Source organism: Mesobacillus subterraneus, assembly GCF_000934845.1.
GTDB classification, from domain to species: Bacteria; Bacillota; Bacilli; order Bacillales; family Cytobacillaceae; genus Mesobacillus; species Mesobacillus stamsii.
Map to the genome: position 1 here is coordinate 1 of NZ_JXIQ01000036.1, position 12363 is coordinate 12363.

Here is a 12363-nt window from a genome sequence, read left to right on the forward strand (position 1 = left end):
TTGGCAGGATCGAAGCGTCTCGAGGGGCAAGGCGCTGGAGCTGAAGCTGGACAATTTTCAAAGAAATTTATATTTTCTTATTCTTTAAGAAAAACCGGGCAAAAACCGCCCGGTCCTTTTTGGTTTAGGCTGATAATCGAATTCCACTCCAGAAACTCGCTTTCCGCGGGGCGACAGGTGAGTCTCCTCCTCGCTTCGCTCAAACCTATTCCGATAGCAACCGAGCCTCTCACTATCCAAATAAATAATTTCACCCCAAACTCTCACAGGATCGGTTTTTTGGTAAGAACTTAGAACATGTCAATATAACCGGGCTTTCTTGACAACTTTTCGCTCATAGCACCCAAACCTACCTCTTCTTTCTCCTGTAAACAATCCAAACGACCAAAAGTATACCCGCAATGATAAAAATCACCCAAATTAGCGGACCGAACCAAAACATCATATGATGAGCCATCATTCCTCGCTCCATCATCATGCCCATAGGTCCGGGGGGAAACCAGACCATCCGGATGACAAATGCAAAGATAAAAATCCCCATCAGTATAAAGAATGATGATACTATAGCCGGCAATAAACGTTTCATAAGATCACCTTTATTCTACTTTATATCCCAATCCCCAGACCGTCTTAACGAGATTCTTATCAATACCGGCAGACTTCAGCTTCTCGCGCAGGTTCTTGATATGGGAGTCTACAGTCCGGTCTTCTCCCATAAACTCGATGCCCCAGATTTTATCAACAAGCTGTTCTCTAGACAACACCTTGCCTCGGTTTTCTATCAGGGCATGCAGAAGGTCCAATTCTGTCTGTGTCAGACTAAGAATTATATTGTTATATACGGCTTCCCTGGCTGTTAGGTTGATAACAATTCCTTGATATTTCAGGATGTCATCCTCTTCCTCTTTGCTTTTGGACCTTCTTAACAGCGCCTTGATCCTCGCTAGCAGCTCCTCTGCGTCGAAAGGCTTTACCACGTAGTCGTCTGCTCCAGTGGACAGCCCGGTCACCTTGTCTTTGACTGAGCCTTTTGCTGTAAGCATGATGACTGGGACATCAGAAATCTTCCTGATGTGTTCGACCGTTTGCCATCCGTCGAGCAAAGGCATCATGATATCAAGAACAATCAAATCATAATCATCCCTTTTTACTTTTTCCAAAGCTTCCTGGCCATTCTCTGCATTCTCAACTTGGTAATTTTCCTGCCGGAGATATAACCCAATAAGCTGTCTCATCTCAAATTCATCATCAACTACCAATATTTTTTCCATGACTATCTCCTATTGGTTTTAAGTATATTGTGAAAATAGAGCCTTTTTTCTCCATGCTTTCGACTTGAATGTCCCCATCGTGAGCCTCAATAATTTGTTTGACCACATAAAGCCCGAGACCCGTACCGCCAGTTTTCCTAGTCCTTGACTGGTCGACCCGGTAAAATCGCTCCCAAATCCGAGGGAGGTCCTGCTCGGGTATGCCTAAACCTGTATCGCGTACTTCGATCACAATAAACTCTTTCCTTAAAAACGAGGTAATTGCCACACTGCCTTCGTTTGAATATTTAATTCCATTTTCGATTAAATTATAGAAAACCTGTTCCATTCTGTGGACATCAATAAATAGGTTTGGAAGATTCTTTCCCAGCTCGATGCTGATTTCCAGACCTTTTTTCTGCGCTGCCGGTTTTAGGCTTTCAAATACTCTTTCAATGATCGTGTTTATGTCTGCCCGCTCTTTGTTCAACTCGAATTGACCTACCTGGAGCTTGCTCATTTCAAACAAGTCGTTGATCATAAAAGTAATCCGCTGTGCTTCCCTGTTAATGATGTCCAAGTATTGAAGCTGCTCCTCAGGATCTTTGACAAGTCCTTTCTTTAATACATCACTATAGCCTTTGATGTAAGTGAGCGGAGTACGGATTTCATGCGATACTGCAGAGAGAAACTGGTTCCTGCTATCCTCATAATATTGGAGCTGCTCCCCAAGTGTTTGAATGGAACTACCCAGTCTCGCTATTTCATCATCGCCTTTATAAAGAATATTCTGCCTATATTTCCCCTGGGACATTTTCATCGTTGCTTCCTCCATTTGCAAAAGCGGCTTTGTCAGCCTTCTCGACAAGAAGCCGATCAAACCAAAAGCCAGCAGGAAGATACCGATACTTGCAGAAATAATCAATACATTCATAGTGAACACGATATCCCTTAAAATCGAAGAAGGATAGTACATATAAAGGTAGCCTTCCCCATTGCCGATTGGAGAAACGGAAATCAAATATTTATGCTTCCGCCAATCACTTACCACTATTTTCCCTTCCTTCAAATCGGAAGCGGGATCAAGGTGCTCCAGCATTTCCTTATCCGGAACGGTAGAAGAACCAATAATCTTTCCGGCAGAATCCGTAATCAACACTTCCGTAGGCACCGTCTTTTCCATCAAAATGACATGATCAATCGTAGCCTTATCAAAATTATTTTCAAGAATGCTAGCGTGATTGTTTCCTCTTGCAACCAGTTCCTGCTTACTATAATCAACGACAATATTGGTAAACATCCCGTACATCGTAAAACCAAAGATCATCAGCAGGGCAATGAACACTACGCTGAATACTAATCCAATTTTAAATGAAACACTTCTGAATATGCTATACCATTTCATCGGATGCTCCCTGACCACAAAAAAACGATTCATGCCTTGAACCGTTTTTTTGACTATTTAGCTGGAGACAGCTCCAGTCTTCTCATGATGGAACCCATTAGGCGTTTTTCGCCTATAACAGATAATCCGGCAGCTTTAATATTCTCCATCGTCTCACGGTTTATATTTGCGCCCCACATCCTTACTGTGACAGGGTTGAGGAGGTCCATGGCCAGTCCTGCCACTTGGTTTTCGCTTCTCATATGCTCGAGCATTAAAATTTGACCATCGGGTTTGCAAACCCTTCTTAACTCCTTCAGCCCCTGGACCGGATCGGGTACAGAGCAAAAAACACAAACCGATACAATTGTATCGAAGGTGTGATCCGGAAACGGTAGTTCCTGAATATCCGCCTCGATTAATTCGATGGGATAAGGAACAGTAAGACTGGGCGCCTTCTGCTTCGCATACTTCAGCATTTCGCTGCTGAAATCTACTCCCGTTAAAGATTGGATACTGTCAGGGTAGGAAGCGAGATTCGCTCCTGTCCCGACTCCCGCTTCCAGCACTTTTCCAGTTGCTTCGTTCAGCAAGTCTCGTCTCCAATCTTCGCGGATCATTTTGTCCATGCTATCATAAATTTTTGAGACACGGTTGTATCTTTTTTTTATTTTTTCATTCAACTTTTGATCCAGAAGGTACCATCCTTTCTAAAAAATATTCTTTCTTGCTATGTTCCCATTATAACGGCAATTTATACAAAAAGGAGGTTGCAATACTTCCTTATAACAGTTTTTCTTTGATTTGTTCATATTCTTCTGTAGTAATTTCACCTCGTGCCAATCTTCCTTTGGCCACGTCAAGTGCTTCATTGCTCCCTGACTGGCTTTTCTTTCTGTTCTGGTTAAAGGCTACATATAACAGGACTCCAATTACAAGTACAATTAATAGCATCATCAGTGATCCACCTCCCATTCCATATCCACCAAAATAACCTGGTCTCATCATTATTCCCTCTCTCCTTCCGATACTTTCTACCTTCATTCTCTATGAAAAAGATGAAGAAAGTATGGAGGATAAATATTTTTTCTAAAATACAAAAAGCTATCATCCATATCATGGTTGACAGCTTTTTGTATTAGTTATTTCACCTTTTCGTCCTTGCCTACAAGCCAAAATGAAACAATTATCGAGGCGATGAGGACAAGGAAAGGCGCATAAAAAATTAAGAATTCAGCCATTTTCCAACCTCCTATGCATGGTCGTTCTTTTTTCCCTGGACATAGTCCTTATTAAATAAAAACAATCTTAACAGCAGGTACAATGATGGGAGCAGAAGCCCGAGCCCACCGAGGAAGGCGATGATGAGCGCAATCGCCATCGCTTCATTTGTAAAGCTATCATATATGCTAAGATACGGATAAAGCAGATATGGGTAATGGGAAATACCATAGGCAAAAAAGGCGACAAAGAATTGCCCGGTTAATAGGCCAAACGCCATTCCGTATGACTTGCGTTTGCTAACTAAGTATACCGTCCCTGCAAACAGGAGGAAGGAGATGGCAAACAGCCACCACAGATCCATCAGCCTGCTGTAATGTTCCGGGTTGTGGTCCTTGAGTTCCACAATGATGCCTGTCGCAGTCACAATCAACGGCACCGACCAGGTCAACGCATACTTCCTTAACAGTTCTGTTGCCGATTTATCCTGTGCCTTATTGGCATACCAAGTTAAAAAAACAGCCGAAATGTATAGTACTGAAGTCAAGCTCAATACCACAATGCTCCATGTCAAACGACTGGTGAACAGCGCCCAATAGTCCAACTCTATCCCCGAAGCAGTTTCAGTTACAAAACCTCCCTCAGAAATGGTCAGCACAATCGATAAAGAAGCAGGGATGACCAAACCGGTGAGTCCGTATAAATAAGTGTACCTCTTATGCTTCAAACCGCCGTAAGTCGTAAAAGCATAATAAGCTCCGCGGATTGCGAGCAAAACAATTGCAATACTGGCCGGAACCAGTAGGCTGGTGCCATAATAATAAGCTGTTTTTGGAAAAAAGCCGATAATACCCACGAAGAAAAAGACGAGAAATACATTCGTGACTTCCCAAACAGGCGACAAATATCGCTGAATAATTTTTGTTAAGATATGCTGATTCCCTCTGAACAGGCTATAAGCATTAAAAAAACCTGCTCCAAAATCGACGGAGGCAACGATGACATACCCAAAAAGAAATAGCCATAGAACCGAAATTCCAATAAATTCAAGCGTCATCGAAACTCACCTTCCTTCTCCAATTCCCTATCAGCCAGTTCCTGTTCCACCGTATTTTTCCGGAACATTCTTGTTAGTACATAGGTGCTGCCAATAGCCAGGAGCAAGTACAAGCCTGCAAACAGGACCAGCATCAGATCGACCTGTCCGCTTGTGGTTGCTGCATCCTCCACCTTCATGTATCCTCGCAGGATCCAAGGCTGCCTTCCGACTTCAGCAAACCACCAGCCAAGTTCAATCGCAAGCATAGATAACGGTCCGCCTAAAACAATCAGCCAGCGGAACCATCTTGTATGAATGAAACTCCATTTCAGCCATACACCGAGGACATACAAAAGCGAGAGGGCAGCCATCCACATTCCAATCGTCACCATTGTATCAAATAAATAATGGATGTAAAAAGGCGGAACCTCATCTTCCGGAAATTCATTCAAGCCAATGACTTCCGAGTTCGGGTTGCCATGTGCCAAAATGCTCAGTGCGTATGGGATTTTCAGTGCGTATTTTACTTCGCCATCATCAAGTACACCGTATAGCATTAGCGGTGCGCCCTCATGGGTTTCAAAATGCCACTCGGCTGCTGCCAGCTTTTCCGGCTGGTATTCTGCCAAGTATTTACCCGAAAAATCACCGATGATCGCAGTAGCAATGGAAAAGATAAGACCGATTTTCATCGTTAAGAATAATGCTTTTTTATGGTAGATATGATTAGACCCTTTTAGCAGCCTGAATGCCCCAATCGAAGCAAGAACAAATGCAGAGGTCATATAGGCGGTCGCAACTACATGGGCGACCTTCGTTGGCATTGCCGGATTGAACATTGCCAGAATCGGATTGATATTGACCAGCTGTCCATTCACTAAGTCAAACCCTTGCGGCGCATTCATGAACGCATTGACCATTGTAATAAACACGGATGAAGCGGATGCACCGACCGCAACCGGAATCAAAAGCAGCAAGTGCTTCTTCTGATTTTCAAATCGATCCCATGTATATAAATAAATTCCCAGAAAAATTGCTTCAAAGAAAAAAGCAAAGACTTCCATGAATAGTGGAAGCGAAATGACATTTCCGGCAAGTTCCATAAAACTCGGCCACAGCAATGACAGCTGCAAGCCAATTGCTGTCCCAGTCACTACTCCAACGGCGACCGTGATGACAAAACCACGCGTCCATCTTCTTGCTAGTAAAATATAATGTTCATCCTGTTTTTTAATTCCCAGCCACTGAGCAATCAAAATCATCAGCGGTATACCCACTCCAATGGTGGCATAAATAATATGGAAGGATAATGTTAACTCCGTTAAGACACGGCTAAAAAAAATCGATTGTTCATTCCCCATTTTTCAGTACCCCATTTCTATCCTGCAAAAATTCTTCCGATAAATGACAGACCCATGATTGCCGCCACAATAAAAGCAAGCCACATCAGCATTCTTTCCTGTTTTTTATACATTCATTCACCTCAATTATTATTCCCTCTATTAAGAGGCAGTACTTTTTTCCGCTACTTTCTTTCTTCCCATTCTCATCGGATGCGAAACGACAAACCAAAATTATTCGAAGGTTGCTCGTTCCGATTATACACCATCCCAAACTGACAAATTCAGTAACTGGCCTGCTTGAGTATCTTCATCCTCATTTTCTCACAATATTTATGAGATTAATATTATCTTAAAGGATGACTGATTCTGTCTGTATAGGGCCACTCCCCTATACTTCTCGCAAATTTGAATAATTTGTGAACATTTCCACTGTATTTACGTTGTTAATGCTATTTTTTATGAAAATCGTAAAAAAACTCCTACATAGTAGAAGGAGCAGCATTAAAGATTGTAGTAATAGTTGTTCAATCCATATTGGATCAAATCAGATTTATTTTTTAAGTTTAATTTCGTCATAATATTTGCTTTATGGTTCTCTACCGTTTTCGGGCTGATATGAAGTTTCTCAGACACCTGTTTATTTGTATAGCCTAAAATCACAAAGCGAACAATTTCCTGTTCTCTGATTGTCAAAACGGATGCGTCATTTTCTCCTTTAAGGTCGAATAATTTATCTAATTGTTCAGAAGGAATACCTGCTTTATAATACCGATTGCCTCTATAAACTGTGGTGATTGCCTCAAATAATTCACTGGATTGGCTTTTTTTCATAATATACCCTTGAACATTAATGTCGATGGCTTTCCTCAAGTATACTTCTTCATCGTGCATCGTTAATAAAATGACCTTTGTCTCTTTGTTTTGATGCATGATTTCTTGCGATGCCATAAACCCGTCTAAACCGTTTGGCATGGAAATATCCATTAAAATCACATCTGGATTGGTTTTCGCCGCTAGGATGATGGCCTCTTCTCCATCTCCTGCTTCGCCGACAACCTCGATGTCCGAATAAGCTTCCAATAATAAAATGATTCCTTTCCGAATAAGAATATGATCATCCACCACCAGTACTTTAATCAAAACAGACCCCCCTCCCCTATTGGAATCGATATAGCAATGAACGTGCCTTTTCCTATCTGTGAATCGATCGAGAATTCTCCATTTAATTGATTAACTCGCTCACTCATATGCTTTAGCCCTAATCCGCCATTCCTGCTTATTGCAAGGTCAAACCCTTTGCCATTATCACTTATGTTGAGACTGAGTTTTTCCCAATCCCTTTCAAGAACGATCTCCACTTTGGTTGCAAAAGCGTACTTGATAATATTGTGGATCGCTTCCTGAACCACTCGATATAAATTGATTTCTATTGCTGGACTTAGCCGATCGCGAATATTCGTTTTGAACACAATTTGAAGGTTTTTATTGGTTAGCTTTATCGTTGATATCAAGCTTTCAATTGTTGCAACCAGCCCTAATCGGTCAAGACTTTGCGGCCGCAGTTGATACGAATAGGACTTAACATCGTTCATCGCCTTATCTAATTCTTTTCTGACTTCTCCGAGATATGTGTGCAGCCTTGGCTCCGCAACGAAGGATTCAATTGCCTGCAAAGCAACGGAAATGGTGAATAATGATTGCCCAACTCCATCATGCAGCTCCTGTGCCAATCTTTTATGTTCATTTTCTTTTGCTTCAATCAGTTTCTTGATCATCAGCTTGGAGATTCTAGCTTCTTCTTCCATTTCTTTTCTATCCTGGTCTCTTAATACTAACAAATACTCTTTTTCGCCAGTTTTCACATCATGGAACATGAGTGCAGTACTCATTTCGACGTTAATTTTTTTACCATGATAGGCAGGCATTTCGGATAAAAAATAAGGAACTTCGTCATTCTCGATAAGATAACATTTATTTTCATTATTCTTCAACTTCCTATTTTCACAAAAAGAACAATACGGGACTTTGTCGATAATTTTCCAGCCCGTTAACCGTTCAGCAGAGGGATTCATCAATAAAATTTTCCTCTCCTGATTCATAATAATAATCCCATCTTGAATGTTTTCAAAAATTTGCTTTAAATATTTTTGTTCCAGTTGAAATTCTTCCATCCAAATCGCCCTTCTCACCCCGGTATAAAGATTCGGGGCCCGTTCATAAGCGAACCGACCCCGATGCCTCATACGGCTTGATGACACTCATTTATTCTTTAATGTCTCTAACCCAACGGGTATAACCACCCAATAAATTATAGACATTTTTCATTCCGTTCGCTTGAAGGATGCTTGCTCCGATCGCAGAACGCACTCCAGACCCACATTGAACAATAATTGGCTTATCTGTGAGGATTTCATTTCTTCTGTCAGGCAATGTTCCTAACATAATATGCTGCGCCCCATCGATATGGCCATCATTCCATTCTGACCGGTTCCTTACATCGACCAAATAAACTTCCTTATTTTTAATCTGTTCATATACCTCAGTTGGGGTTACATTTACATAGCTTTCTAAGCTGCTATTTCCTTCTAGAAATTGGCCAATCAAGCCATATCCGACAATATAATCGATTCCGACCGAATGCAAGGAAATCATCAGTTCATCAAGAACATCTTCACTACTTATTAGTATATACAAAGGTTTATGATAATCAATCAACCAGCCTGCCCAGTTGGTAAAAGATTTATTGAAAGGAATATTGATTGTTCCAGGAAGATGTCCGTCAGCAAAAGAGTCAGCATCACGGGTGTCGAGTACCTGCCTTCCGGATTGGATCAACTCCGATAATTCCTGATTGGAGTTGATTCGGCTAAGTTCTGGATTCTCCTGAAGCAGCTTTGGTCCTATTTTATTTACAGACTTCATGACTGCGAAATACTTCGGTGGTTCCGGCTGGCCTTCCAGCAAGGTTTGAATAAAAATTTGTTCATCCTCTATCTGCAATGCCCAATTGAATTGTTTTTCATATCCGACTGTAGTGGAAGGAATTGCTCCCAAAGCCTTGCCGCATGCACTACCAGCCCCATGAGCAGGCCATACTTGCAGATAATCAGGCAAATTTCTGAATTTTTTTAATGATCGAAACATCTGTTTTGCTCCATCTTCAGACGTTCCTTTCATCCCCGCTGCCTTCTCCAGTAAATCCGGCCTGCCCACATCGCCGACAAATACAAAATCACCCGTAAACATACCCATTGGTTTATCTGCGCTTCCGCCCTTGTCTGTTAGCAAAAAAGAAATGCTTTCAGGTGTATGACCAGGTGTATGCATCACTTCAAACAATAAATTTCCTATTTTAAACGTGTCCCGATCTTTTAATAGCTTATGGTTCACTGACTCGAGGTTTTGGTATTTCCAATCTTGATCGCCTTCATCGGATAAATAAAGTGTAGAATCAAGTTTCGCTGCCAGCTCCCGAGAACCTGTCACAAAATCAGCATGTATATGTGTTTCAAGTGCCCCAACGATCCTTAAACCCTCCTGGTCAGCGACCTGCAAATAAGGCTGAATATTTCTCATTGGATCTACTACTATCGCTTCACCAGTGGCTTGACAGCCGACTAAATAGGATGCATGTGCCAGTCTTTCATCATAAAAATAACGTAATAACATATTTATTCCTCCATTATAATCATTTCTTATTGTCTGATAACACTTCTAAAGTGGCATGTACATAACCTAATCCTTTTTGTACGCTTGGATCCTTTAACCATTTCATAATGGTTAGCAGCGAGTATGTTTGATGCTTTGCTTCTGCTCGTTTCTTGATCTCATTTACTAATTTCATGCCCTTTTCGCCTTCTTTTACGAAAGGATCCACGTATTCATGAAGCATCCCGGAAATATATGCCATTGATTCCGTATCCTTTAACACGCTATTCATAAAAACGGTTAATTCTTCTAATTGCTCGACTACTCGAACAATCGAAGGGAGTTTTTCCATAAGAGTGACGAGTGATTTTATCGTTTCTTCATTTATACTATACTGCGTTATCTTCTCTTCTAATCTATCGATTGATTCGCGATCCTGTAGAAATGCCTGAGCAAACAAAACAATGTCTTCAAGCGATTGGTAAGTCTTCTGAATTTCCGGCATTTTTCTTACTAAATCAGCTAATGAGGCTTGAACCTCTGGTTGTTCTAATTCTGACACCCATTCAGGTCTTTGCTTTTCCTGTTTGAATTCTGATATTGCCATAGCGGTCTTCCCCCTTCCTTTACATGGTTCCTTTTAACATACCATCCCAGTATAAAATCGGCAGAAAGTCTTTTTTGAGGATATACATACTATGACGTTCCTTCGCCTGATTAAATGGCATCGTTTCCATCGGATTTTTATCGTAGTCGAATTCTGCTAAGATTAATTTTTTGTAACCTGTCACAAGCGGACAAGATGTGTATCCATTATACGCTGCTTCGAGCATCTCACCTTTCATAAGCGAGATTACATTTTCAGCTACTACAGGTGCCTGTTTCCGGATCGCAGCGCCAGTTTTCGATGTAGGCAAATTACTGCAGTCCCCCAACCCGAAAATATTTTCAAACCGGCTATGCTGAAGTGTATATTTATGGACATCGACCCAGCCATTATCATCTGAAATGGCGTTTTCCCTGATAAACTGAGGGGATCGCATTGGTGGCGATACATGAATCATCTCATACGGGACGACTTCCTGTTCCTTCGTATCCAAGTCTTCAAATACAGCTTCTTTTTCATTTGCGCGGATTTCTACTAAGCTCTTTCTAAACCTAGCATCGATTTTTTTCCTTTCAATTACTTTTTCCAATGCTATGCGGTAAACGTCTACATCAAAGATCGCAGGATTAGCGGAGCCAAAGATGACATTTGTTTGATTTCTAACTCCCGTTTTATTGAAATAATCATCTGCCAAGTACATAATTTTCTGAGGGGCACCACCACATTTCACAGGCGTTGCAGGGTGGGTAAAAACGGCATTCCCTCCTTTAAAAGTACGAATCAACTCCCAAGTATAATCCGCGTGTTGATAGGAATAGTTGCTAGTCACACCATTTTTCCCTAAAGCATCTCTAAGCCCTTTCACACCATCCCAATGAATTTCAATCCCTGCTGCAACAACTAAATAGCTATATTTGATAACGCTTCCATTTTTCGTGTTCAAATGATTTTCTTCTGGTATGATGTCAACAACTTCTTCTTTCTTCCAAACAACACCATCCGGTATAACCGATTCCATTGTGCGCTTCGTAACTTCCTTATCAGATACCCCTGCACCCACTAATGTCCATAATGGTTGGTAATAATGGAATTCAGATGGATCAATAATCGCTATTTCACCCTTAAGTGCTGGCAAATTTCTTAACAACCTAGAGGCGACAGAAATTCCACCAGTACCTCCACCGATAATGACTACTTTGAATTCACTTTTCAATGCAAACAACCTCCCCAATTTCCCTTTCTCGATTAACTGTGTTTACAACTTAATAATAGTGAAAACCCTATACATTTGCCATAGGGGCTTCCCCCTATGTTTTTATAATTCCAATAAAAAGAACATTCGCACACCCAGATAAGGATAATATTTAATTTAGATTCTACCAAGAAAAGCGCAAGCGCCTTGGTCAGCCCCGACAAGCGCTGGAGGGCCTGACAGTGAAGTCGTTCTTTGACTTCATTGGCAGGACCGAAGCGTCTCGAGGGGCTAGGCGCTGGAGCTAGACAATTCTCGAAGTGAATTTTATACTTTTGTATCTTTCAAGAAAAAACGGGCAAAATATGCCCGGTTGGTTTGGCCTATCATCGGGTCTGTTGATCTCCACTCCAGACACTCGCTTTCCACGGGGCGACAGGTGAGCCTCCTCCCGCAGGAGTCGAGTGTCTTCCGTTCCAATCAACAGAGCTATAGCTAATTGGAAATCATAACTCCCCAAATTTTATATGTTTCGTTTTTTTCTAAACCAACTGCTATAAGGGCATCTCTCTAGCGGAATGATACCCTTTTGCGAGCAGTTCTACCCCTATTAGGGTATCTCTCTGATGGAATGATACCCTTTTGCGAGCAGTTCCACCCCCATAAGGGTATCTCTCTG

The 12363-nt window shown here is 41.5% G+C and carries 13 protein-coding genes; 1 reads left to right on the forward strand and 12 read right to left on the reverse strand.

The window, feature by feature from the left end:
* On the forward strand, positions 1 to 294 hold a 294-nt coding region (locus UB32_RS20270), incomplete at its 5' end, for a hypothetical protein (RefSeq protein ID WP_206742571.1).
* A gap of 302 nt (positions 295 to 596) precedes the next feature.
* Here UB32_RS20270 and UB32_RS06285 read toward each other — a convergent pair.
* The 12 genes from UB32_RS06285 to UB32_RS06335 form a co-directional block, all read right to left on the reverse strand.
* Entirely contained in the window at positions 597 to 1271 is a 675-nt protein-coding gene (locus UB32_RS06285) for a response regulator transcription factor (RefSeq protein ID WP_044392145.1), read from the reverse strand.
* Positions 1249 to 2655 carry a sensor histidine kinase gene (locus UB32_RS06290; protein WP_044392146.1) on the reverse strand — a complete coding sequence of 469 codons (1407 nt, stop codon included), beginning with the start codon at positions 2653 to 2655 and terminating at the stop codon, positions 1249 to 1251. Before UB32_RS06290 ends, UB32_RS06285 begins: the two co-directional genes overlap by 23 nt.
* A 53-nt stretch (positions 2656 to 2708) precedes the next feature.
* Positions 2709 to 3317: a class I SAM-dependent methyltransferase gene (locus tag UB32_RS06295; protein ID WP_241768437.1), complete on the reverse strand. Its 609-nt coding sequence runs from the start codon at positions 3315 to 3317 to the stop codon at positions 2709 to 2711.
* 100 nt (positions 3318 to 3417) lie between these two features.
* Entirely contained in the window at positions 3418 to 3642 is a 225-nt protein-coding gene (locus UB32_RS06300; RefSeq protein ID WP_052806972.1) for an SHOCT domain-containing protein, read from the reverse strand.
* Between the two features lie 134 nt (positions 3643 to 3776).
* A complete protein-coding gene (gene cydS, locus UB32_RS20855) occupies positions 3777 to 3875 on the reverse strand; it encodes a cytochrome bd oxidase small subunit CydS (RefSeq protein ID WP_431305964.1) in 99 nt (32 codons plus the stop codon).
* Positions 3876 to 3886: 11 nt separating this feature from the next.
* The gene (locus tag UB32_RS06305; RefSeq protein ID WP_044392148.1) at positions 3887 to 4912 is read right to left on the reverse strand and encodes a cytochrome d ubiquinol oxidase subunit II; all 1026 of its coding nucleotides are present in this window, start codon (positions 4910 to 4912) and stop codon (positions 3887 to 3889) included.
* Complete coding sequence (locus UB32_RS06310) at positions 4909 to 6255, reverse strand: cytochrome ubiquinol oxidase subunit I (RefSeq protein ID WP_044392149.1); 1347 nt, start codon at positions 6253 to 6255, stop codon at positions 4909 to 4911. Before UB32_RS06310 ends, UB32_RS06305 begins: the two co-directional genes overlap by 4 nt.
* A 483-nt stretch (positions 6256 to 6738) precedes the next feature.
* The gene (locus UB32_RS06315) at positions 6739 to 7377 is read right to left on the reverse strand and encodes a response regulator (RefSeq protein ID WP_044392151.1); all 639 of its coding nucleotides are present in this window, start codon (positions 7375 to 7377) and stop codon (positions 6739 to 6741) included.
* On the reverse strand, positions 7374 to 8408 hold the full coding sequence (locus UB32_RS06320) for a PAS domain-containing sensor histidine kinase (RefSeq protein ID WP_044392152.1): 1035 nt from the start codon (positions 8406 to 8408) through the stop codon (positions 7374 to 7376). Before UB32_RS06320 ends, UB32_RS06315 begins: the two co-directional genes overlap by 4 nt.
* Before the next feature lie 91 nt (positions 8409 to 8499).
* Positions 8500 to 9906, reverse strand: coding sequence for an MBL fold metallo-hydrolase (locus tag UB32_RS06325; protein WP_044392154.1), 1407 nt, complete (start codon positions 9904 to 9906; stop codon positions 8500 to 8502).
* A gap of 19 nt (positions 9907 to 9925) precedes the next feature.
* Positions 9926 to 10492: a hypothetical protein gene (locus tag UB32_RS06330; RefSeq protein WP_044392156.1), complete on the reverse strand. Its 567-nt coding sequence runs from the start codon at positions 10490 to 10492 to the stop codon at positions 9926 to 9928.
* A gap of 19 nt (positions 10493 to 10511) precedes the next feature.
* Entirely contained in the window at positions 10512 to 11705 is a 1194-nt protein-coding gene (locus UB32_RS06335) for an NAD(P)/FAD-dependent oxidoreductase (RefSeq protein WP_084221740.1), read from the reverse strand.
* Positions 11706 to 12363 lie beyond the last annotated feature (658 nt).

Excerpts from the sequence above, each read along its gene's own strand:
- UB32_RS06290 (WP_044392146.1), bottom strand. The coding sequence starts at position 2,655 with ATGAAATGGTATAGCATATTCAGAAGTGTTTCATTTAAAATTGGATTA.
- UB32_RS06330 (WP_044392156.1), bottom strand. The coding sequence starts at position 10,492 with ATGGCAATATCAGAATTCAAACAGGAAAAGCAAAGACCTGAATGGGTG.
- UB32_RS06325 (WP_044392154.1), bottom strand. The coding sequence starts at position 9,906 with ATGTTATTACGTTATTTTTATGATGAAAGACTGGCACATGCATCCTAT.
- cydS (WP_431305964.1), bottom strand. The coding sequence starts at position 3,875 with ATGGCTGAATTCTTAATTTTTTATGCGCCTTTCCTTGTCCTCATCGCC.
- UB32_RS06310 (WP_044392149.1), bottom strand. The coding sequence starts at position 6,255 with ATGGGGAATGAACAATCGATTTTTTTTAGCCGTGTCTTAACGGAGTTA.
- UB32_RS06285 (WP_044392145.1), bottom strand. The coding sequence starts at position 1,271 with ATGGAAAAAATATTGGTAGTTGATGATGAATTTGAGATGAGACAGCTT.
- UB32_RS06320 (WP_044392152.1), bottom strand. The coding sequence starts at position 8,408 with ATGGAAGAATTTCAACTGGAACAAAAATATTTAAAGCAAATTTTTGAA.
- UB32_RS06305 (WP_044392148.1), bottom strand. The coding sequence starts at position 4,912 with ATGACGCTTGAATTTATTGGAATTTCGGTTCTATGGCTATTTCTTTTT.
- UB32_RS06300 (WP_052806972.1), bottom strand. The coding sequence starts at position 3,642 with ATGATGAGACCAGGTTATTTTGGTGGATATGGAATGGGAGGTGGATCA.